Source organism: Nocardia sp. NPDC050408 (assembly GCF_044458905.1).
Lineage (GTDB): Bacteria > Actinomycetota > Actinomycetes > Mycobacteriales > Mycobacteriaceae > Nocardia.
The window spans coordinates 105253-126364 of sequence record NZ_JBITIL010000002.1; the positions used below are offsets into that span (position 1 = coordinate 105253).

A 21112-nucleotide genomic window follows, 5' to 3' on the forward strand; every position below is an offset into this window, starting at 1 on the left:
TTGAGAAATCACAACTCTCGGATGCGCTAACAGTGGTCGACGGTCCGGCGCCTTCGTGACTGTCTCCGATCGCGAGGTGTCGTATCTGTGACATGTCCAGCAGATCGATCGGACCATGTTCGACACCACGGTGCGGGACTTACCGTCACACCTATCGACGCGGCGAGTCGGGTCGGAAGGAGACGGTGGCATGGACGGCACTGTAAAAACTGGAACGGATTACACCGAGCGAAACTCGGCGTATCCGATGGATATCCAGGATCCACCGACGCGACGGGTCACCGTCCACTTCGACGGTCCGACCCCCGAGGACGCACTCGCTCTCGAGTACGCCGCCACCCGAACCGAGGCGTGGGAATTCACCTCGGCCGCGGTCAACGCCGGACTCACTGTGACGGTCGACAGCAAGGTGCGACCTGGCCTGCGTCGGCTGCCGTGCCGCTCGCTGTGGCACTGACGGCGGCCGTGGCCCCGCTGCCGTAAACCACTGGGCGGCCACATCCCGGTATGGCTGTTGCGCCGCCGCACGATGACTACTCTCGGATGGTGGACACCATGCGGGAGGATCGACGTTGACCCAGCGGAATACCGAACGGGCACGATGGGGGGCCGCCCTGCTGTGCTGCGGCGCGCTGGTCCCGGCCGTGGCGGCGTGCGGCTCCGACGAGACATCCTCGGCCGCGGCGACGACTACGACGACGGCAACTACGGCCGCGCCCGCCCCCACCACTCCCCTTGCCGCGCTGCCGAGCGTCGATCCCTACGCCGGTATGCCGCTCATCGGCCACACCACCTGGACCGAGGGCGTCGACGGCCCCCGCCTGCTGGTCTACCCCACCGAGGCGGGGCGGCGCGAGGCCTTCCCGAATACCGAGGACCGGGCGTGGCAGGAGGTACTCGCGGACTCCCCCGACGCCGATACACCCGGAATGCGTGACCAGTTCGTCTGTCACTGGGTCTGGGCCCGCATGGTGCAGCCCAACAAGGAGAGCTGGAATCTGGAACCGTGGCGGCCGGCGGTCGGCTATGAGGCGACCGTCCAGGCATCGTGTAACCCCGGAGGACCCGAACGCTGACGAAAGGACCCACATGCGCGTTGTCATCGCAGGCGGACACGGAAAGATCGCGCTGCTACTCGGCAAGATACTCACCGGGGGCGGCGACGAAGTCGACAGCCTCATCCGCAATGCCGACCATGCGGACGAGGTCGCGGCTACCGGCGCACGACCGGTTATCTTCGATCTCGAGCACAGCACGGCGGCCGAGCTCGCCGCCGTTGTAAAGGGTTCCGAAGCCGTGATTTTCGCCGCGGGTGCCGGTGCGGGCAGCGGGACGGCCCGCAAGTACACGGTGGACAAGGGCGGTTCGGTGCTGTTGGCCGATGCCGCCGAGGCGGCCGGTGTCCGGCGGTTCGTGCAGATCTCGACCATGGGGGCTGGTAAGCCGCCCGCACCGGGCACCGACGAGGTCTGGGCCGCCTATATCGACGCCAAGACCCAGGCCGAGGACGATCTACGTGCCCGCGATCTCGATTGGACGATCCTGCGCCCCGGGCGGTTGCTCGATACCGCCGCGACCGACCGGGTACTGCTGAGCACGCCACCCCTGCCCTTCGGCAGCATCGCCCGTGCCGACGTGGCCGCCGTCCTCGCCGAAATTCTGCCCGCGTCACAGACCGTGCGCACCACTTTGGAGCTCGTCGCAGGCGACACTTCGGTAACGCGCGCGGTCTCGGATATCGGTAGCCAGTCGGTCGCCGAAGGCGGTGCCCCACTTACCGATTGATATTTTTCGCCGCTAGAGCCGCTAGATTGGAGAACATAACCGTGTTCAGCCGTATCACTTCCATGAAGCTGCGACCCGGATCCCGCGGTGAATTCCTCGATGTGGTCAGCCGCAGTGCCGCCGCATCGGTACGCGAGGAACCTGGTTGCCTGCGATTCGATGTGTGCGCCGACCGCGTTGATCCGCACCGGTTTTTCCTCTACCAGGTCTATATCGATGAGGAGGCCGCCGAAGCGCACCGCTTCACCGAGCATTTCCTCGCCTGGCGCTGCGCGGCCGACCGATATGTGGAGCCGGGCACTCAGGTTCACTACAGCACCGATGTGGTGATCAATGCGAAATGATCGCGCAGAATTCGCTACGCATCCGCGCCGGTTCGCGGATGATTAGCAGGCGCGAAAACCCAACTGCGAACGCATAATCGATCGTGCAGATGTGCTTGCATATGAAAGGCACACCGACCTAAACTCAGTCCCGCAAGGCATTACAGGGGACAACCAGGGGAGGCCGCGTGGGTGAACCGAGGGTCGATGTTGCCAAAGGTTTGCTGCCGCCAGACGTCAGGGGCGTTCGAATGGACCAACCACTTCACGGCGGCCGGCTCGGAATCGCCGAAGCCGCACTGGCCGACCAGCCAGCGAACGGTATAACAACTATGAGCACACCGTCGACCCGAAGCGGACAGCGCAGTACCGCGTACTCGCGAGAAACCGCAGTCGCGTTCGTCATCGATGCCGTCGAGTCAACCGGTGCGGCCACTCGACACGATTTCGATATCGACCGGATCGTCACCACCGCGCATGCGATGGCCGACGACTGGGACCTCGAGGCCCTACAGCCGACGACCTTCTGGCGCATCGCCTCCAGCTTCATCAAGCAGTGATCGGCAAGCACCGACCACTGCATCCAATGATGTAGCAGCGCAACCGAATTGCGTTACACCTCGGGCGGCGATGCCCACTGTGCCGTATATGCCCGCAGTGCGACCTTGGCCTCACGCAACAGATTCGGGTCACCGTCGGGATCGGATCGGAACGCCTCCTGCAGGACGGCATCGCCCATGAGATGGGCTGCGCGGCAGGCGATATCGAGTCCTTCGATATCGGTCACCGCGCCTTGGGCGAGCATGACCTCACGCAGCGTCACCGCCATCCGGCGTTTGTGCTCGCGATCGGCGGCCCGTGCGGCCTCGTTGAAATCCTTGCCGAACCACAGCGCGCGGAAGCCGGGCTCGGCCCGGTAGACCTGGGCGAACGCGTCTATCAGCACGCCGATCGGATCGTCCCAACGCTCGCCGCGCGCGAGCTCGAGCAGCATGGCCGCCTTGGCCTCCAATTGCTCGATATAGGCCGCGGCAAGTGTTTCGATGACCGCATCGCGATCCGGCAGGTACTGATACAGCGAGCCAACCGAAATCCGTGCCTCCGCAGCCACTCTGATCATGGTCAGCGCCTCGACGCCCTCCGTGGCGATCAGTCGATCGGCCACCTCGAGCACCCGCGCCAACCGCTCCCGGCTGCGCGCCTGAATCGGCACGCGACGCAGGCTCGCCTCGGGGAGTGCGCGGATCGGCACGGATTACCTCCGAACGTAATGTGAATCATATTCAGGTTTGGGTAGAGTATCCGGATGACCACCATCGCACCAACTGAACGCGCCCAGGTGGCGGCGGCCTGTCATCGCTTGGCCGCACACGGGTTGCTGATCGGCACCGCGGGCAATGCGAGCCTGCGCTGTGGTGATCTGGTCGCCGTCACGGCTACCGGCGCGGTGCTCGCGGAGGTCACCGTCGAGGACGTCACCGTGGTCGACCTGTCCGGACAGGTGGTCGCGGGGCGCTACGCACCCACCTCCGAGTTGGGTTTGCATCTCGATATCTATCGCGCCTGCGCCACGCAGGCGGTCGTGCACACCCATGCGCCCAAGGCGACTGCCATCGCCTGCGTGCTCGACGAACTGCCGGTCATCCATTACCAGCAGCTGCTGCTCGGCGGTGCGACAACAGTCGCCCCGTTCCATCCCTTCGGCACCGTCGAGCTCGCGGATGCCGTGCGAACGGCGTTGCAGGGCAAGCAGTCCGCGCTTATGGCCAATCACGGCGCGGTCACCATCGGCGCGTCGCTGGACCAGGCCGTCGAATCCGCACTGCTGCTGGAATGGGCCTGCGCGCTGTATCTGGACGCGATGACGATCGGCCGGCCGCGCGAACTCACCCAGCAACAGCAGGCCGCGGTCGTCGAGGTGGCACTGCGCACCGGATACGGCACCCGCAAACCGCTGGAGAAGGGCACCGAATGAACGTAATCGCTTTGGGCGCACATGTTTTGGATATTTTAGTACGACCCGTCGCGGCTGTACCGGAGGGGCAGCAGACCGCCCTGGTCGAGGACATCCGCATCACCCCGGCGGGTACGGCCGCGGGTACCGCGCTGACACTGGCCAAACTCGGCGCGAGCGTACGAACCGCGGGTGCGATCGGCACGGACACCTCCGGCGATATCCTGCTCGCGCTCCTCGCCAAGGCGGGCATCGATACGAAACTGGTGGTGCGCAAGCAAGATCAGCCCACCTCGTCGTCGGTGCTGCCCGTCCGTCCCAATGGCGAGCGTCCCAGCCTGCATCTGTTGGGCGCCAATCCGTTCTACACCCTCGACGATATCGATTGGGCCGCACTGACCGCCGCCGACCATCTGCACCTCGGCGGCCCGGAGCTGATCGGCCCGGCCATTGCCGCGCGAATCCTGCAGCATGCCAAGGACAATGGTGTCAGCACCTCCGTCGATCTGATCGCGCCCGGCGCGCTCGGCAGCCTCGACGCCATCGCCGAGGTCCTCCCGCATACCGACTACTTTCTCCCGAATGACGAACAGGTGCTGGGCTTCACCGGAACCACCGATCTGATGGCGGGCTGCGAAGTGCTCAAGGACGCGGGCGCAGGCATTCTGGCGATCACCCGGGGCGCCGACGGCGCCCTACTCGTCGGTCCGGACAACCATCAGCACATTCCCGCGTTCGCCGTCGACGTGGTCGACACCACCGGCTGCGGCGATGCCTTCTCCGCCGGTTTCATCCGGGCCATCGCACTCGGCCGGAATCTGCGTGCCGCCGCGATACTCGGCAATGCGGTCGCTGCCCTGGTCGCCCGCGGACTCGGCAGCGACCACGGCGATTTCGATCTCGCCGCCGCGGACGCGTTCGCAGCCGAAACGAGCACTATCGACCCGAACGAGCCGGGTCGATAGCGATATCAGGCGTTCTTGGCGTACTCGGCGAGGATCTTCAGCGACTCGCCGGGCGCCTCGGCCTGCACACTCAGCCGGTCCATGACCGAGAGGTACAGTGCCAGATCCTGTTTCCGATCCAGGTACAGCGCACTGGTCAAATGTTCGAGATAGACGATGTCAGGCAGCTCGGTCTCGGCGAATCGCAAGATGCTGAACGAACTACCCGCGGCCGCGTGCTCACCCGCCGAGTACGGTAGGACCTGCACCGTGACGTTCGGTAGCTCCGCCAACTCGATGAGGTGTTCCATCTGCTCGCGATGCACCCGCGAACCACCGACCGGCCGATGCAGCGCGGCCTCATCGATGATCGCCCAGACGATCGGCGGGTCAGCGCGGCGCAACACCTCCTGCCGACGGATGCGAACCTGCACGCGGCGGTCCATATCGGCGTCCTCGTACCCGAGTGACATTACGGCCCTGGCGTATTCGGGCGTCTGCAGCAGCCCGGGCACCAGGTGCGCCTCGTAGGTACGGATCTTGGTCGCGGCCTGCTCCAAACCGAGGTAGGTGCCGAACCAGGATGGCAGCAGGTCGCTGTAGCGATGCCACCAGCCTGGTTCGTTCGCCTGCCGTGCCAGATCAAGGAAACGCTCCCGCTCCTCGACGTCGGTGACGCCGTACAGGGTCAGCAGGTCGCGGATATCGCGTTCCTTGAAACCGGTGCGACCCAACTCGAGACGACTGATCTTGGCGTGTGAACCGCGGATGGCGTCACCTGCGGCCTCACGGGTGATGCCGTTCTTCACCCGGAGGTCACGCAACTGCCCGCCCAGCGCGATCCGCAATACAGTCGGACCACGTTCCACTACAACCGATTGCACACGACCGTCGTCATCGGGTTCTGCGATCATGAAGTCATCTCCGATACTCGGGTTTGACCACAGTGTGTCACAAATACCACATCCAACACACCGCACCGATCGCCTATGTTACCGCTCAGCTAGTCAGGTCGTCGAACTCCCCGGCCTTCGCGCCGCGCACGAACGCGTCGATCTCCGGTCGAGTGTAGAACAGGATGCCACCTTCCGGGTCGCGTGAATTGCGAACGGCGATAGAACCATCCGACGCCTCCGCGACCTCGACGCAGTTACCGCCCGACGGACCACTGAACGAGCTCTTGCGCCACGCACCTTTGATCTTGGGTGTACCGGTGTCGAACATCTTCCCCACTCCTCGGCTGCTTCCAGTGTGAGATGTACGCTCGAGCGGCTTTGCAGATGTGCGCTCAAACGTTCTTGCATTTGCACCAACATCTGCAAGATAGCACGAAGCTCCGCTATGCGGCACAAAAGAATTCAGACCTGCCGGTTCCCTTCGTGGCCCCTGTTCAACGCGTTACGTCAGTGCTGTCCGCGGCTGTGCGCGCCGCACCCGCAATGGGTGATCGACCGCTCGATCCCGCCGGTCTCGTCGGCGCGAATCTTGTACTGTCACAGTGCACATCGGCCGTGCCGGCCACTCGCGACACCCGCCGCCTGAGCAGTCCGGTTCACCGTTTATCAGCTCGCCGAGGAGTCCAGCCCCATGTCCGACGATCACACCCCGCTCATCCGGACCGACATCCCCCATTCCGCGCGCATCTGGAACTACTGGATGGGCGGTAAGGACTATTACGAAATCGACCGGATCGCAGGTGATGCCGGCGTCGAGGTGGACCCGGACATCACCACCATGGCCGTGCAGTCGCGCCAGTTCCTCATTCGTGCGGTGCGTTACCTGACCGGCGAGGAGGGCATCCGCCAGTTCCTCGATATCGGCACCGGCCTGCCGACCATGCAGAACACTCATGAGGTCGCCCAGAGCGTCGCGCCCGAGTCGAAGGTCGTCTACGTCGATAACGATCCACTGGTCCTCACCATGGCGCGCGCGCTGCTCACCAGCACGACCTCCGAGGGCGTAACCACCTATGTCGACTGCGATTACCACGATCCGGAGCAGATCATCGCCGACGCCCGCAACGTACTCAATTTCAATGAGCCGATCGGTGTGATGTTCATGGGCGTGCTCGGCCACGCCAAGTCCTATGACGAGTTGCAGCGCATCGTGCGCACCGTGGTGGCCGCGGTGCCCTCGGGCAGCTTCCTGGTCATGTGGGACGGCACCGACGACAGCAAAGAGTATGTGACGCTGTGTGAGAACTACACCGGCACCGGCGGCGCACCCTATGTTCCCCGCCCGCAGGCCGAAATCCGTGCCGTCTTCGACGGTTTGGAATTGGTCGAGCCCGGATTCGTCTCGATCACCCAGTGGCGCGCCGATGCCGCCGAGGTCGGCCGGATCCGGCCGATCTCCGCCTACGGCGCGGTCGCGCGCAAACCTTAAAGCGCAAGCGGCACAACGGCGGTCATCGGCCACCCGGCCGACGACCGCCGTTCATATTTCTGTTGGTCGTTCGTGCAAATGTACTTGCATCTGTAAGCGCCGACGGCCTAGACTCGGAACCAGAATCGGGGAGGTACGCAGGGAGTTCGCGCCGGCGTCACCACAATCACCTCCCCATCCGGTAGACGCGAGGGGCGATCGAGATGAGTACGCCATTCCGAACTCCGCGCGGGGCCACGATCGCCGGCGGATCCGGGATCAACACCCTGCGGCAATGCTCGGCGCCGGAGTACGCGCCACTCGACTGCGGTGTCGAACCGCGCGGCCTCACCTATCGGCAGGCCCGCGAGATCTTGCATCTGCACGAGGTGCACGGCCCGCAGTGCCGCCAGTGGCTCGCCGCTGCGGCCTACCTGTCTGCCGGACTGGACGACGAATAACGTTCGACCCCAACGGGTCCATCAGAACAGCTTCCAAATCGCTTCGCACACAGTGATGTTCGTGCGGATGTACTTGCATCTGTACGACACACCGCTCTAAACTCGTGCGCGACAAGGGAGTTTCGCATCCGAGAGCCCGTGCCGCTGTCGCCATCGGAATCTCGGCGCCAGAGCCACAGGGGCATTCGCATGAATCCACCACACGCTGCCGGTCGACTCGGGATCGCCGATATCGCCGCGGCCTATGGCACCGAGGCATTGCAGCGGCGCATCGCCGAACTACACGCCAGCGGCCAGCACTACGCCGCCATCGCAATAGAACGCGAAATCCGTAGCGGCGCAGCGGTAGCTGATTCAGAGCTGCGGAATCGGCAAGGCGCAGCTTAGATCCCGCTGCCCGCCGATGAGCCAGGGGTGAAGGTGCACACCGAATTCGGATGTACGGGAACGACGACGCGGGCGAACCGCGCGCAAACGCCGACCCCGAGGCTGATGTCAAGACGGCTGGTCATGAATTTTCGACAATCCGCACCGGAGCGCTGGAGCGTCCCACCACCGCACATGGCACGCATGTGGGCAATCCACAACGTTGCCGCGCCGCAATAGATTTCGCGTAGCCTTCCCTGGTTCATAACCATTTCGTATAGTGATGTAACGATTCGGGCGCAGATCTATCACGTCCGATGTGGCACTGGAAGCGACGCGTATGACCTTCTCCGCGCTGGATCTGTCCGTCGAGCCGACGGAACCTGTCCTCGAGATCGGCGGCCAGCCCGCGTCGATTCCCCTACTCAATACCGACCGCGTCGCCTCGCGCATGGTCGGCTACTTCGCGACGTGTATGGCGCCTTGTCGCACACTGCCCGGGGAGCAGTTGCGCGGCGATGTCACCAAGCTGACCCGCAGCTGCCTGGCACTGGCCGCCGAAATGTTCGACAAGCGCACGGTTCCGGGCGAGGAACAGCTGGGCGAGGTCAGGGAGGCAGCAGCGCAATGGGCCCGTGAGGCGGTGCCGCTGGGCACCATCCTGCGCGCCTACCACGAGGGCCTGCGCATCGCGTTCGGACTGGTGACCGCGCGCGCGAAGGCCGACGATATCGATGAACTGCTGGTCGCCACCGACCTCATGCTCGAATTGCTGGAAGCGATCACCGCGGCGGTTTCGGATGCCTACGTCGAAGAACAGCATCTCGTCGCGCGCGAACACCAGACCGCGACGCAGACACTGGCGTCGGCGCTGCTGAGCGGTCGGGGCAGCTCCGCACTCGCCCGCCAGGCCGGCATCCCCATCGCCGACTCGTATCAGGTGGTCGCGCTATCGATTCCTGAGCATCCGGACGAGCGTGATCCGCGGGTCGACAGCCATGTGGCCGCCCGCAGGAAGCTGCGCCGACTGCAATCGGAACTGGCCACCGCCTTCGAATCCCGGGTGCTCGCCTTGCTGAGCACCAAGGGCGGCACGCTACTGGTCCCGATCGAGGACGACGCACCGGTCCTGACCGCCGAAACGCTGCGACTGCTCGCCGAATCCGCCGAGGTCGCGCTGACCGCCACGCTGGTCACCAGCGAGACCGATCAGATACCCGATGCAGCCGAACAGGCCCACGAACTACTCAATCTGGTGCGGGTCGGCGGACGCAATCCGGGCCTGTATCAGATGGCCGACCTAGCCGTGGAGTACCAGCTCACCCGCGGCGGTCCCGCCACCCGACGCATCGCGACCATTCTCGATCCGCTCGACGCCCACCCCGAACTGTTCGACACCATGCGCGCCTACCTGGGCAACGATATGAACCGCCAGCTCACCGCGCGCCAGCTCTATGTCCACCCGAATACCGTCGATTACCGACTGCGCCGCATCGCTCAGCTGACCTCGATCGATCTGGCCACCTCGGCCGGCATCTCACAGGCCGCTATCGCATTGCTGGCGCGCGATTTGGACCGCAGCGTGGCCCGACGGCTGTAAATTGCAGCCTGATGCGGATTTGTGCTGGTCACGAGATCACAAAGGCGTCATCCTGGTAGTGCCGCGACCTCTGGATGGTGGATTATGCGAATAGCGGAAATCTTGCACAGCAAGGGCAGCGACGTGGCGACCGTCGCGCCCGAGACCACGGTACGGAACCTGCTCGGCACGCTCGCCGAGCGCAATATCGGGGCGGTGGTGGTATCGCCGGACGGCAACCGGATCGCCGGCATTGTCTCCGAGCGCGATGTGGTGCGCAACCTGCACACGCGCGGCGCCGCGCTGCTCGATACGCCCGTCTCGGAGATCATGACCGTCGATGTGCGCACCTGCGCGCCCGACGACCGGGTCGACGGACTGCGCGGCACCATGACCGAGCACCGCATCCGACACCTGCCCGTGGTCCGCGACGGCCGGCTGATCGGCATCGTCAGCATCGGCGATGTGGTCAAGAGCGCGATCTCCGAACTGGCGACCGAACGCCAGCATCTGGTCGAGTATGTACAGGGGCAGTACTGACCCGTCGTGGATATCCGCGACAGGGCCCTTGCTAGTTGCGCTTGTCGAAAGCCGTTGGCTACGAGAAAACTTCGAAGTCGCCCGGGAAAGTGCGTATCGTTGGTGACGTCCAGCGCGGTTCTCGGAGGGAGCGACACCTTGCGGTCACCTGCGTCCGGGACACACCTAGCCCGATCGATCACCACACGGATACCGGCACCATCGCCCCTCGCCACCGTGCGTGAACTTTTTCCGGCGCTGGCAGAATCCACGGAGACCTATCTGGACAGTGCGGCCACCACGCAGAAGCCACTCCCGGTCATCGAGACCATCCACCACTATCACACCTCGCGCACCGCCAACGCCGGTCGCGGCACCTATCCGTGGGCCACCGAGCTGACCACGCGTCTGGCCCGCGTCCGCGATCGCATGGCGACCTTCATCGGCGCCGAATCGTCCGCGGAGGTGGTGTTCACCGGCGGTGCGACCGCGGCACTCAATGCCGTCGCACTGTCCTGGGGTCTGGCCGAACTCGATGACGGCGACGAAATCCTTTACAACCCACGCGATCACGCCTCGAATGTGCACCCGTGGCACCATCTGCGCCAGGTGCTCGCCCGCTTCGGCCGGCGCATCGAACTGGTCCCCTACCGGATGACCGAACTCGGCGAAGCCGATACCGACGACATCCTGGCCAAGGTCGGCCCGCGGACCCGGCTGATCACCACCAGCCATCTGCACCATGTCTTCGGCGGACTCACCACGCTGGAGGAGTTGCGCGGCAAACTCGATCCCCGGATTCTGCTGTGCTTCGACTGCAGTCAGAGCGGAGGGCATATGCCGCTGGACGTGACCGAACTCGGCGCGGACTTCGCGAGCTTCGCCGCGCACAAGATGTTCGGAGCGCCCGGTACCGGAATCCTCTACTGCCACCGTAGAGTTCACGATCGGCTACTGCCGTTCCTGCCCGGCGGGAATACCGGGGTCGAGCTCACCGATACAGGATTGACCTCGACCGGCATGCCGGCACTGCTCGAGGGCGGCACCCAGAACATTCCGGGCATCCTTGCCCTCGGCAGCGCGCTGGAGGTACTGGAATCGCTGGATATCGGGGCGATCGCCGCGCACAATCGCGCACTGACGCTGCGGCTCATCGACAATCTGCGTCCGATACCCAGGCTGGAATTCCTACCCGGTCCGGCACATGCACCGTGCGCAATCGGCTACGGCATCGCGTCCTTCACCCTCGCAGGCATTTCCGCGACCGACCTCGGATTCGTGTTGAGCGAGTTGGGTTTTCTGGTCCGCACCGGCTTACACTGCTCACCCCGGGCTGGCGAGGACGCCACGGACTCGGTACGGGTCAGCACGCACATCTACAACACCGTCGAGGAGATCGACCGGTTCGCGACCTGCGTCAAGACGATTGCCGAGGAGGTCACATGAGAATGGACGACACCCCGCGCTATGACCGGCGGGCGGCGTCCCGGGTATTGGCCGGCCTGGCCCAACCCGGATTGTTCGCCACTCCCATCGCGGTCCCGTCGAATCGAGATATCGAATACACCTGTGCCGCACTGCGTCCCGAGCCCGGCAGTCACCTCACGTATTCACAGCGGCTGTACCTGCAGCAGTTCATGCGGCCCTGCCAGCCCGCGCAGGTCACCAGCGCGACGCACCGCATCGCCTGGACCGATAGCGACGGTGTCCCCAATACCGGCCACTTCCGCGCCGACGGCCTCGGCCCGCTGGTGCCCATCGCCATGCGCGAAACCGTGTTGGTGCTGTGGCATGCGCTTGCCGCGAATTCCGCACTGACACAACGGGTCGACAGCCTCGGCCCACGCGAACACGCGGTTCTCGACGGCACCACCACCGATCACGATCCGTTCGAAATCTTCTGCGTCGGTATCGAGGCCACCGGCCGGGCACTGGCCCAGCACGCACTGCTCGCGCGGCAGACGCCGTATCGCAGTGCGGCCGAATTCGCCAGGGGCATCCACGATTCCGGGATCTTCTCAACGGTCGCCACCCGCTGGTTCTGGGAACTGCAGGCATCCACCTACCGGCGCGGCATGATCCCGGTGACGCTGGCCGCCCAACCCGACGGCACGGTACGCTACACCGCCGATACGGTGGCGACACTGCGCGCGATGAAGGACGCGACGATCGAGGACGCGCACACGGTGATGCGGCGCGCGACCCGCGTCGAGGGACTGAGTATCGACGCGGCCATCGCCAAATATCACGACGACCTCGATCTCATCTCCCGCCAATACGCGCTGCTGCCCGCCAATACTCGACCCGCATGCCTGGCCGCCATGCCACATCATCTCGGCGGCGGGCACTACACACTGTTGCCCCTGGTGGTGGACAAGTTCGTCGAGATCTTCGAACAGCTCGCCGGGCGGATCCGGATCACCGAGGTGAGTGCCGAGCTCGACGAACTCACCGCCGACGCGCCCGCCAGCGCCGAGGATCGGATCTTCTACGTGCCGGATATGAGCTGTCAGCACTGTGTCCGGACGATCACCGGGGTACTGGAAACGATGGGCATCAAGGTGATCGAGATCGATCTGCCCAGTAAACGTGTAGTCGCCGAATTCCGCAGTCCGCGCAATCGGGCCCGCGCCTTCGAGTCGATCCGCGACGGCGGCTACAACCCGGTGACCGAGAAGCCGGCGCGAACAGCATTGGCGCCCACGCAGTCCCAGCCGACGGAATCCGCCGTATGACGGCACCGCTCCCGGCGCTACCCGCGAAGATCCATCCGCTGGTGCGCGCCTTTCTCGATACCCGCGACGGGGTCGAAGAGACGCTGATTCGCTTCGGATCCCCGATCCACCTGGTGTTTCCGCAGGTCTACGCCGAGAACCTGAAACGGTTGCGCGCCGTACTCGACGGCAAGGGCGCGCGCTACCGAATCTGCTACGCGCACAAGGTGAATCAGTCGCGCGCCCTGGTGCGCACCGCCGAACAAGCCGGCATCGCCATCGATGTGGCATCCCCGCAGGAGTTGGCCAGTGCCATCGGAGCCGGATTCGGCCCGGCTCGGATCGAGGTTACCGGGCCGAAAGGTGAAGCGTTTCTGCGTGACCTGATCGATTGTGGCGTCACCATCAATGTCGACAATCTGTGGGAGCTGCGGCGGATCACCGAACTGGCCGGGGACCGCGCGAGAGTTCCGGTGCTGCTGCGGGTTTCCGGTTTCGACGAGACGGCGGTGAGCCGCTTCGGTGTGCCGCTGGCCCATGTGGACGAGGCCTTGGATCTGCTGTCGGCCAACCGTCAGCGAATCGCGTTCCTCGGCTTCGCCTTTCATATCGACTCCGGTGATGCTGCCGAACGCATCCGGGCCATCGACGCCTGCCTCGAGCTGGTCGAGCGCGCCTACGCCTATGGACTCGGCCCTTCGGTGCTGAATATCGGCGGCGGCTTCCGGCAGGTGTTCACCGACGACGCGGACCGCTTCGACGGGTATGTGCGTGCACTGCGCGAATCACTGCTCGGCCGTGGCGAATCGATGAGCTGGTCGAACAATACCTTCGGCTATCACGTTGATGACGGTGCGGTGCATGGCATTCCGGTCTTCCACAAGTACGCGAACACCGTGCCGGCCACACGGATGTTGGACGATCTGCTCGGCGCGTCGCTGGAGCGGCACGGTGGCCGCAGCGTGGCCCAGGTGACCGGGGACAATATGCTCGATATCTGGTTGGAGCCCGGTAAGGCGCTGGTCGATCATGCGGGGGTGACGGTGTCGCGGGTGGAGTTCGTCAAGGAACTCGCCGATGGCACGGTGCTGGTGAATCTGGATCTGAGCCGGGATCAGGTGACTCCAGCGGATCAGGAGGTCATGGTCGATCCGGTGGTCCTGCCCGGTGTCGCGCAGATGCCGAGCACCGCACCCGTTCGGGGCGATGGTGTGACCCCGCTGCGCAGCGCCGCCGACACCATGCCGACATCGCGTCCGGCGGTCGAATCCGGGGCGGTCGGCGTGTATTTCGCCGGACGCCTGTGCTTGGAGCGCGATCTGATCACCAATCACAAGGTGTGGCTGCCCGAGTGCCCGCGCCAAGGTGATCTGGTGATTTTCCCGAATACCGGCGCCTATCACATGGATCTGTCCGCGGCCTCGGCATCGATGCACGCATTGCCCGCGAAACTCGCTGTCGTGCATCGCGGGGACAGTTTCCAGGTCTATCGCGATACCGATTACGAACCGCTCATACCCGTCGGTCTGCCGCCACCGCCCCGCACTCCCCCGCGCGGACCGCGCCGATCGCCACTGCCGCGCCGACCCTCCGGAGCGCCGTAATGCGCTACGACCACATCACCGAGCTGATCGGCAACACGCCGCTGCTGCGGTTGGATCCGGCGGTGCACGGCCTGACCAATGTCGAGCTGTACGCGAAACTGGAGTCGCACAATCCCTTCGGCTCGGTCAAGGACCGGGTGGCCTGGGGCATGATCCGCGACGATCTGGACGAGATCCGTGCGAGCGGGCAGACGCTCATCGAGGCTTCCAGCGGCAATACCGCCAAGGCGCTGCGTATTCTCGGCGCGATACACGGCATCGGCCTGCGAGCGGTGACCAATCGGATCAAGGTTGCCGAGGTGCGGGAACTGTTGCAGCTTTTCGGCACCGAGATCGTCGAGTTGCCCGGGCTGTCCGAATGTCCGGATCCGACCACTCCGAACGATGTGTATTCGGTGATCGAGGCGACCATGAGCAAGGATCCGGGCGCCTACTATCACGCCTCGCAGTACACCAATGAGAAGAATATCGAAGCACATCACCATGGCACCGGCCGTGAGATCCATGAGGATCTGGCCGCCGACGGCATCACCCGCATCGACTATCTGATCGGTGGACTCGGCACCACCGGCTCCACTCGCGGCACCGCCACCTATCTGCGCAAGCACAATCCCGAATTGCGCTGCATCGCTGTGGTTTCCGATCGTTCGGATTTCATACCGGGGATCCGCTCCGAGAGCGAGATGTGGGATGTGGGGCTGTTCCAACCCGATTTCTACGACCGCATCGTGACCATCGATTCCACGCGCGCGGTGGACGCCACCCTCGAACTGGCCACCGGGTACGGCATCCTGGCCGGACCGACCAGCGGCGCGAGCTATGCCGCGGCGCTGGAAACCCTTCGCGAGCAGGCGGTTTCGTCGAACGAACCGGTGGTCGCGGTCGTCATCGTCTGTGATCGACTCGAGCCGTACCTGTCCTATATCAAGAAGCGCAGACCGGAACTCTTCGACCGCGCCGATCGCCGCCGCACACCCACCGCGGCCCAACTCGCCGCGACAGCGTCCGTGTCGCCGGATGAACTGGCCGAACTGGACCGCACCGCCCGCCCGACCATCGTGGACACCCGCGGTGCGATGGCCTACCGCATCGGCCATGTGCCGGGCTCGATCAATATCCGCGACGACCAACTCGACGATATGTTCACCCAAGGCATCCCCTTCTCCCGATCACGCCCCTTGGTCTTCGTCTGTCCGGTCGGGGAACTATCCCTGCGTTTCGCCGCGATCGCCCGCCAGGACGGTTTCGATGCCAGCAGCCTCGGCGGCGGAATCGTCGCCTGGCGCGATTCCGGATTCGCACTCGAACGCGGCGGCTGAACCGTCCCACGGCCCGCGCGCGAAGACCCGATGCGGTGTGCCCAGATGCGGGGTGCCCAGATGCGGTGCGTACAGCCCTGATCTCGTCCCGACCGGCAGGCATTAGTGTGGGCGGGTGCAGAAAGGCCAGGAATCAGCTGACGATGCCGGTCCGCGGATCTGGGGCGGTACAACGCTCACCGAACGTCGGGAGGCGCGCCGCGCCGCGCTACTCGAGGCCGCGCTCGACCTGATCGGGGAATCGGGTGCGGGCGGTGTGACCATGCGCGCGGTATGTCGGCGCGCCAATCTCACCGACCGGTACTTCTATGAGAGCTTCGCAAGCCGAGACGAACTGCTGGATGTGCTCTACCGGCAGATCGCCGAAGAATTCCTGGAACCGATGACGGCCTTCGCTGCCGCCGATCCCTCCCGCGACCGCGTGCTATCGGAGATCCTGGTCGACAAGGTGCTCGCCGATCCGCGCAAGTCCCGACTGTTCCTGGTCGAACCGTATTCGAGTACCGGCCTCGGCCAGACCACCATCGCGGTCATGCCGGTCTTCACCAAGGTTCTGCAGGACCACCTGTTCGCCCATATCGATGATCCGGTGCGCCGCAGATTGGCCGCGCTCACCATGGCCAGCGGTAATGCGGGCATGTTCTCCGCCTGGTTGAACGGATCGCTGCGCGCCACCCGCGAGCAGGTGATCGACCACTGTGTCGCGACGCTGGCCGCCTATCGCTCGCTGTACCAGTCCTGATTCGATTCGCATTCGACTCGCGCGCCGCGGGATTGAACGTTGCGCTGGGCCAGCCGCTGGCCCGCGAGAACATCAGCCCCTGCCTGCCTCGGCTACCCGCCGGACCGGGCACGCCAGTATTCCAGGTTGCTGTGGGTGAGCAGGGTGTGCGGATGGTCGGGCCCGAGGACGCGGATCTGATCGGCGAGCAGCGGCTCGAATTCGGCAATGGCGACGCCGACGTCACCAGCCTCGCCGTGGCACCCAGCCAGGCAATTGCGGGTGTGCAGCGTATCCGGATGATCCGGCCCGAGGATGCGCAACTGATCCGTCAAGAGGGCGGCGTATTCGGTAATGGCCCTCGCGGTTTCGCCGCTCTCCCGGCGCCAGCGCGCGACGCTGATGCGGGTGCGCAGAGTCTGGGCATCATCCGGCCCGAGGATACGGACCTGGTCGACGAGCAGCAGTTCGAATTCGGTGAAGGCGCGGGCCAGCTCGCCCGCCATGGCGCGGGAACGCGCGAGATGCAGTCGGGTGCGCAGGGTTTGCGGGTCTACCGGCCCGAGTATGCGCTCCTGATCGGCGATCAGCTGTTCGAATTCGATGACCGCGCGGCGCAGGCTGCCGCGTTCACTGCGCCAATAGGCCAAGCTGTTTCGCGCGCGCAGTGTCCACGGGTGATCGGTGCCGAGGACGCGAGCGTGGTCGATGACGAGTCGTTCGAAATCCGCGACTGTCCGCTCGAGCTGGCCCATATGGCCGCGCCAATCCGCGATGTCGTAGCGAGTGGTGACGGTGTCGAGATCATCCGCGCCGAGTACCCGGGTCTGATCGCGAGCCAACTCTTCCAATTCGGTGACGGCGGTGGCGAATTCGCCGCTGCGGCCACGGCAGTTCGCGAGATGATTGCGAACCAACAGCGTGACGCGATGATCCGGCCCCATGGCGGCGGTGAAACTCGGTAGCCAGGCGGCCCACAGATCTCGATTGTCCACCACGCGTGTGGTTTCCAGCGATTCGAGATAGCCGAAGGCCGCAGCCGCGGCGCCATAGGCCAGGTAGTGGCGCACCGCCGCGCCACGGGCATAGTCGGCCACGCGCTCGGTCGTGCCCGCCTCGATGGCCGCGATCACCGCGCGGTGCGCATCCTCGCTGTGCACGCCGAGCCGATCGCATTCATCGGTCAGTCCGGGGAGCAGGGCGGCGTGGGCGATACCGAGCGATTCATCGGCCGTCCCGGGACGGCTGCGCGAAACCAGTACACCCAAACCCACTGTGAGATCGCGGATTCCGGCAATGCTCACTTCGGCCCCGAGTTCACGCATCGCCGCGTCAAGCAGCTCCAGCGGCAGCACCGGACCGACACCAGCCGCGACGAGCACACCGAGCACCGCGCCGATCCCCCAGGCATCGGCGATATTCGGTGCGATATCCGGTCCATCGTCGGCCGCGGCCCGAATGGCCGCGCCCACCCGCAGCGCTACCAGACCATCGACCCCGATGTCCTCGGCAACCACCCGATCGGTGACCTCGGTGGCGATCTCGGCCAGTAATCCGGCCAGCAACCAACCTGCTGCGGCTGCGGGGTAATCGGCACGCGCTGTTGGTGTTTCGGCCAACCGGGCATCGATCCAGCCGACCCATTCCTGCTCGTCGACGGCGGCGCGTTCATATCCGGCCGATTCCACAATCGCGGCGATATCCTCGGCCACCGGCTCGGCGACCACGATCCGATGCATATGCCGCAGCTCCGGGTCGTTCTCGAAGCCGAGCCCCTCTCGTATTCCCACGATCACCCGGACGTGCGCGAGCTCAGGTCTGCGGGTCAACTCCGCGACCGCGGCCACCAGCAGTCGCTGGGTGCCCTGCTCCGGTTCGTTCAGCCCGTCCACGACGATGGTGACCCGGCGACCCCATCCGCCCAAGTCCGCGAGCGGTTGGCGCACCTCGACGTCGAAGACATCGGGTGGCGTGACACTGTGTCGAGCCAGGCTCCGCGCCGCCCGGACCGCAGCACGGAAGCCAGGCAGTCGGGTGCTCAATTGTGCGGACAGTTCCGCGGCGACCGCCTCGACCGAACTTCTGACCGTCAAAAATACTGCGGCCGTGATGTATTCGGGTGCGACAGGCAGGGTATCGACGAGGCTCGGCCGGATGAGCATTGCCAGCAGTGTCGATTTTCCGACGCCGGGAGGTCCGATCACCCCGCGCAACCGGTAGCTGCCGGATCCGACGATGTCGTCGAGGGTCTCGCGCACAGCCGGTGTCAGCAGCAGCCTGCGGGTGAGTTGATCGACGAAACCCGCTGCCGGACGACCGGTTACGGCATCGCGGCGGCGAGCGATATTCGGCACCAGCCACAGGCCTGGGTCACCGCTCTCGGCCGCGGATACCGTGCCCGAGGTGAACGACAGATGCTCCGGCTGCTGCCGGGTGCACGCCGCGGCGATCGGATCGACCAGATCCGACGGCAGCAGATTCTCCCCGCGCGAGGGCAGTCCGGCCGCGAAGGTGGACAGCAGCGTTCGGGTGAAGCAGCCGGCATACGCGGGCCCGTCACCGGCGGCGACCAGCAACTCCATCCGACCCGCCGCCCGCGACAGCAGGTCGGTCCAGCGGCGGGCCGCGCCGAGAACGCCCTGTTCGGTCTCACATGCGTCGACGAGAACCACCAGCCCGTCCAGCGCCGATCGGTTCAAACGCTCGCGAATCTCCTGTGTCAGATGGAAGGCGGTATGCGAGTTCGGCACCGCGGGCGAATCTTGACCGAGCAGAAAGAAATCCTCCGCGCTGGTCGCGGTGCCGTGCCCGACGAATCCGATCAGCAGCGTCGCCTGCTCCCGTGCCGCCGCGTCGAATGCCACGTCGACCGCCGTAACCAGCTGTGCCACCGTCGGATTCAGCACCGGACCCGGCACCTCCGTCGCCGCCCGCCAGCCGCCGAATTCGGTCAAGGTTCCATACAGACCGGTAGCCAATTCACCGGTGAACCCCAGTTCCCCCAGTGCCGCACACTCGGACCCGACCACCAGGGCGAGCCTTCCTCCCATATCAGCACCACCATTTCCCGCCGTCGACTCCCCTACGACCTCGACACCCCGACAACGGGCCGCAGCGACTGTTTGCAGGTCCCTCGAAAGGATCAGCCCTGCGTGGTAGGAAGGTACCCGAACACACATCGGGGCAAGTGACAACGGGGGCGGCTGATGGCGGCGATCATCTTGGTGCACGGGATCGCGCAGGAGCAGTACGGCGCGGATCTGTTGGAAGCGCAATGGCTTCCGGCGCTGGCAGCCGGAGTTCGCACGGCCGGATTCGGCGAACTCGCGGATCAACTGTGGCGCGGCCAGCGCCCGGGTGTGCTCGAGGTGCGGATGGCGTTCTACGGCAATGCCTTTCTCGATCCCGGCGCCCAAGGCGGCGGCGGACCGGTCGGTACGGAAGACGACGAACTCACCGAGCGGATCGCCGAGGCGTGGTTGGCCACGGCAGCCGAGCAGGCGGCCGAGCGGCGCGATCGACAGGAAGCGCAACGCTATCTGGACAATTCCGCACTCGGCACCGAGGGCGCACAGGGCTTCGGCCGCAAGGCCAGACCGGCGGCGAATGCGCTGACCAAGCTGAAATGGTTCGCGCCCTTCGGTTTCGGGATGGCCGGCAAATTCGTCAACCGGTCGCTGGCCCAGGTCAGCAGATATCTGTCCGACGAGCAAGTGCGTACTTTTGCGCAGCAACAGGTGCTCGACCTGATCGGTCCGCAGACCCGGCTGGTCATCGGACATTCGCTCGGCTCGGTGGTCGCCTACGAGGCGCTACACCGGACCCAGCAGCCCGCGACGCTGGTTACGCTGGGTTCGCCGTTGGCGCTGCAGTCCATCATCTATCCGCTGCTACGCCCGCAACCGCCCACGGTGCCCGCCGCGCTCACACGTTGGGAGAATTTGGCCGATCGCGACGATATCGTCGCGGCGCATCTGGATCTGGCACCGTATTTCCCGTCCGCGCCCGGACGCGATGTGGTGCCGACGACCCACCCCGAACTCGACAATGGTTCCAGTCCGCACGATGCCGCGCACTATCTCACCAAGAAATCGGTCGGGCGCATCATCGCCGAGTCCCTCTCGTAACCGGAGCCATTGGCGAATCGCGCGTACGCTGACAACTCTGGCACCGAGTGCGAGGAGTTCATCGCGATGACCGACCCCGTGCAAGGTTTGACGGGTACGCTCACCTCGCCGATCCGGGGTCCCGGAATGCTCGGCGAAGTATTGGTTGCGATTCGCGGGGGCACGGAGATATATATCGCGCGGGCGGCCGAGTCGATCTCGGCCGGAGAAACCGTCTTGATCATCGCGGTACAGCCGGGCCGCATCGTCGATGTGGTGCCGTGGATTCCGCTGGAACCGGTCCCGGTCGACGACATCTGACACCGCGACCGAAGTAATGAACTGCTAGGGAG

23 protein-coding genes are annotated in these 21112 nt (G+C 65.2%); 19 read left to right on the top strand and 4 right to left on the bottom strand.

Annotation, left to right across the window (positions count from 1 at the left end):
- The first annotated feature begins 190 nt into the window (after positions 1 to 190).
- The 5 genes from ACIBJI_RS05225 (at position 191) to ACIBJI_RS05245 (ending at position 2668) form a co-directional block, all read left to right on the top strand.
- Positions 191 to 457: a hypothetical protein gene (locus tag ACIBJI_RS05225; protein ID WP_364340578.1), complete on the top strand. Its 267-nt coding sequence runs from the start codon at positions 191 to 193 to the stop codon at positions 455 to 457.
- Positions 458 to 572: 115 nt separating this feature from the next.
- Entirely contained in the window at positions 573 to 1076 is a 504-nt protein-coding gene (locus ACIBJI_RS05230; RefSeq protein ID WP_364340576.1) for a DUF2599 domain-containing protein, read from the top strand.
- 13 nt (positions 1077 to 1089) lie between these two features.
- Entirely contained in the window at positions 1090 to 1785 is a 696-nt protein-coding gene (locus ACIBJI_RS05235) for an NAD(P)H-binding protein (protein WP_364340574.1), read from the top strand.
- Positions 1786 to 1847: 62 nt separating this feature from the next.
- Positions 1848 to 2129, top strand: a complete 282-nt coding sequence (locus ACIBJI_RS05240) for a putative quinol monooxygenase (RefSeq protein WP_364340571.1) — start codon at positions 1848 to 1850, stop codon at positions 2127 to 2129.
- A gap of 311 nt (positions 2130 to 2440) precedes the next feature.
- Entirely contained in the window at positions 2441 to 2668 is a 228-nt protein-coding gene (locus ACIBJI_RS05245) for a hypothetical protein (protein WP_364340569.1), read from the top strand.
- A 53-nt stretch (positions 2669 to 2721) separates the two neighbouring features.
- Here the strand turns inward: ACIBJI_RS05245 and ACIBJI_RS05250 are convergent, their stop codons facing one another.
- On the bottom strand, positions 2722 to 3360 hold the full coding sequence (locus tag ACIBJI_RS05250) for a TetR/AcrR family transcriptional regulator (RefSeq protein WP_397083138.1): 639 nt from the start codon (positions 3358 to 3360) through the stop codon (positions 2722 to 2724).
- A gap of 54 nt (positions 3361 to 3414) precedes the next feature.
- Between ACIBJI_RS05250 and ACIBJI_RS05255 the strand changes: the two genes are divergently transcribed.
- Together ACIBJI_RS05255 and ACIBJI_RS05260 are read left to right on the top strand one after the other, a co-directional pair.
- Positions 3415 to 4083, top strand: a complete 669-nt coding sequence (locus ACIBJI_RS05255; RefSeq protein ID WP_364340565.1) for a class II aldolase/adducin family protein — start codon at positions 3415 to 3417, stop codon at positions 4081 to 4083.
- The gene (locus ACIBJI_RS05260; protein WP_397083140.1) at positions 4080 to 5027 is read left to right on the top strand and encodes a carbohydrate kinase family protein; all 948 of its coding nucleotides are present in this window, start codon (positions 4080 to 4082) and stop codon (positions 5025 to 5027) included. Before ACIBJI_RS05255 ends, ACIBJI_RS05260 begins: the two co-directional genes overlap by 4 nt.
- Before the next feature lie 5 nt (positions 5028 to 5032).
- Here ACIBJI_RS05260 and ACIBJI_RS05265 read toward each other — a convergent pair whose 3' ends face one another.
- On the bottom strand, positions 5033 to 5920 hold the full coding sequence (locus ACIBJI_RS05265; protein ID WP_364340561.1) for a helix-turn-helix transcriptional regulator: 888 nt from the start codon (positions 5918 to 5920) through the stop codon (positions 5033 to 5035).
- Between the two features lie 85 nt (positions 5921 to 6005).
- A complete protein-coding gene (locus ACIBJI_RS05270; RefSeq protein ID WP_085998535.1) occupies positions 6006 to 6230 on the bottom strand; it encodes a DUF397 domain-containing protein in 225 nt (74 codons plus the stop codon).
- Between the two features lie 363 nt (positions 6231 to 6593).
- Between ACIBJI_RS05270 and ACIBJI_RS05275 the strand changes: the two genes are divergently transcribed.
- From ACIBJI_RS05275 to ACIBJI_RS05320, 10 genes are all read left to right on the top strand, one after another.
- Positions 6594 to 7391, top strand: a complete 798-nt coding sequence (locus tag ACIBJI_RS05275; RefSeq protein WP_364340558.1) for an SAM-dependent methyltransferase — start codon at positions 6594 to 6596, stop codon at positions 7389 to 7391.
- Between the two features lie 203 nt (positions 7392 to 7594).
- Positions 7595 to 7831, top strand: a complete 237-nt coding sequence (locus tag ACIBJI_RS05280) for a hypothetical protein (protein WP_364340556.1) — start codon at positions 7595 to 7597, stop codon at positions 7829 to 7831.
- A gap of 189 nt (positions 7832 to 8020) precedes the next feature.
- Positions 8021 to 8218: a hypothetical protein gene (locus tag ACIBJI_RS05285; RefSeq protein WP_364340554.1), complete on the top strand. Its 198-nt coding sequence runs from the start codon at positions 8021 to 8023 to the stop codon at positions 8216 to 8218.
- 298 nt (positions 8219 to 8516) lie between these two features.
- A complete protein-coding gene (locus ACIBJI_RS05290; RefSeq protein WP_364340552.1) occupies positions 8517 to 9797 on the top strand; it encodes a helix-turn-helix domain-containing protein in 1281 nt (426 codons plus the stop codon).
- A gap of 84 nt (positions 9798 to 9881) precedes the next feature.
- Positions 9882 to 10316 (top strand): CBS domain-containing protein, encoded by a 435-nt coding sequence (locus tag ACIBJI_RS05295; protein WP_364340550.1) that lies wholly within the window; start codon positions 9882 to 9884, stop codon positions 10314 to 10316.
- Between the two features lie 216 nt (positions 10317 to 10532).
- A complete protein-coding gene (locus tag ACIBJI_RS05300; RefSeq protein WP_397083143.1) occupies positions 10533 to 11741 on the top strand; it encodes an aminotransferase class V-fold PLP-dependent enzyme in 1209 nt (402 codons plus the stop codon).
- Complete coding sequence (locus ACIBJI_RS05305) at positions 11738 to 13030, top strand: heavy-metal-associated domain-containing protein (protein ID WP_397083145.1); 1293 nt, start codon at positions 11738 to 11740, stop codon at positions 13028 to 13030. The genes ACIBJI_RS05300 and ACIBJI_RS05305 overlap by 4 nt, the downstream gene beginning before the upstream one ends.
- The gene (locus ACIBJI_RS05310; RefSeq protein WP_397083147.1) at positions 13027 to 14613 is read left to right on the top strand and encodes an alanine racemase; all 1587 of its coding nucleotides are present in this window, start codon (positions 13027 to 13029) and stop codon (positions 14611 to 14613) included. Before ACIBJI_RS05305 ends, ACIBJI_RS05310 begins: the two co-directional genes overlap by 4 nt.
- The gene (locus ACIBJI_RS05315; RefSeq protein WP_364340540.1) at positions 14613 to 15932 is read left to right on the top strand and encodes a pyridoxal-phosphate dependent enzyme; all 1320 of its coding nucleotides are present in this window, start codon (positions 14613 to 14615) and stop codon (positions 15930 to 15932) included. Before ACIBJI_RS05310 ends, ACIBJI_RS05315 begins: the two co-directional genes overlap by 1 nt.
- 115 nt (positions 15933 to 16047) lie before the next feature.
- Positions 16048 to 16674, top strand: a complete 627-nt coding sequence (locus ACIBJI_RS05320; protein WP_364340538.1) for a TetR/AcrR family transcriptional regulator — start codon at positions 16048 to 16050, stop codon at positions 16672 to 16674.
- Positions 16675 to 16766: 92 nt separating this feature from the next.
- Here ACIBJI_RS05320 and ACIBJI_RS05325 read toward each other — a convergent pair whose 3' ends face one another.
- A complete protein-coding gene (locus ACIBJI_RS05325; RefSeq protein ID WP_396955141.1) occupies positions 16767 to 19703 on the bottom strand; it encodes a tetratricopeptide repeat protein in 2937 nt (978 codons plus the stop codon).
- A gap of 156 nt (positions 19704 to 19859) precedes the next feature.
- Here ACIBJI_RS05325 and ACIBJI_RS05330 point away from each other — a divergent pair, with 156 nt between their 5' ends.
- A complete protein-coding gene (locus ACIBJI_RS05330) occupies positions 19860 to 20780 on the top strand; it encodes a hypothetical protein (RefSeq protein ID WP_364340534.1) in 921 nt (306 codons plus the stop codon).
- A gap of 66 nt (positions 20781 to 20846) precedes the next feature.
- Positions 20847 to 21080, top strand: a complete 234-nt coding sequence (locus ACIBJI_RS05335; RefSeq protein WP_364340532.1) for a hypothetical protein — start codon at positions 20847 to 20849, stop codon at positions 21078 to 21080.
- Positions 21081 to 21112: the final 32 nt, after the last annotated feature.

Coding starts and splice junctions, on each gene's coding strand:
- ACIBJI_RS05225 (WP_364340578.1), top strand. CDS start 191: ATGGACGGCACTGTAAAAACTGGAACGGATTACACCGAGCGAAACTCG.
- ACIBJI_RS05235 (WP_364340574.1), top strand. CDS start 1,090: ATGCGCGTTGTCATCGCAGGCGGACACGGAAAGATCGCGCTGCTACTC.
- ACIBJI_RS05240 (WP_364340571.1), top strand. CDS start 1,848: ATGAAGCTGCGACCCGGATCCCGCGGTGAATTCCTCGATGTGGTCAGC.
- ACIBJI_RS05245 (WP_364340569.1), top strand. CDS start 2,441: ATGAGCACACCGTCGACCCGAAGCGGACAGCGCAGTACCGCGTACTCG.
- ACIBJI_RS05255 (WP_364340565.1), top strand. CDS start 3,415: ATGACCACCATCGCACCAACTGAACGCGCCCAGGTGGCGGCGGCCTGT.
- ACIBJI_RS05260 (WP_397083140.1), top strand. CDS start 4,080: ATGAACGTAATCGCTTTGGGCGCACATGTTTTGGATATTTTAGTACGA.
- ACIBJI_RS05265 (WP_364340561.1), bottom strand. CDS start 5,920: ATGATCGCAGAACCCGATGACGACGGTCGTGTGCAATCGGTTGTAGTG.
- ACIBJI_RS05270 (WP_085998535.1), bottom strand. CDS start 6,230: ATGTTCGACACCGGTACACCCAAGATCAAAGGTGCGTGGCGCAAGAGC.
- ACIBJI_RS05275 (WP_364340558.1), top strand. CDS start 6,594: ATGTCCGACGATCACACCCCGCTCATCCGGACCGACATCCCCCATTCC.
- ACIBJI_RS05280 (WP_364340556.1), top strand. CDS start 7,595: ATGAGTACGCCATTCCGAACTCCGCGCGGGGCCACGATCGCCGGCGGA.
- ACIBJI_RS05285 (WP_364340554.1), top strand. CDS start 8,021: ATGAATCCACCACACGCTGCCGGTCGACTCGGGATCGCCGATATCGCC.
- ACIBJI_RS05295 (WP_364340550.1), top strand. CDS start 9,882: ATGCGAATAGCGGAAATCTTGCACAGCAAGGGCAGCGACGTGGCGACC.
- ACIBJI_RS05305 (WP_397083145.1), top strand. CDS start 11,738: ATGAGAATGGACGACACCCCGCGCTATGACCGGCGGGCGGCGTCCCGG.
- ACIBJI_RS05310 (WP_397083147.1), top strand. CDS start 13,027: ATGACGGCACCGCTCCCGGCGCTACCCGCGAAGATCCATCCGCTGGTG.
- ACIBJI_RS05315 (WP_364340540.1), top strand. CDS start 14,613: ATGCGCTACGACCACATCACCGAGCTGATCGGCAACACGCCGCTGCTG.
- ACIBJI_RS05325 (WP_396955141.1), bottom strand. CDS start 19,703: ATGGGAGGAAGGCTCGCCCTGGTGGTCGGGTCCGAGTGTGCGGCACTG.
- ACIBJI_RS05330 (WP_364340534.1), top strand. CDS start 19,860: ATGGCGGCGATCATCTTGGTGCACGGGATCGCGCAGGAGCAGTACGGC.
- ACIBJI_RS05335 (WP_364340532.1), top strand. CDS start 20,847: ATGACCGACCCCGTGCAAGGTTTGACGGGTACGCTCACCTCGCCGATC.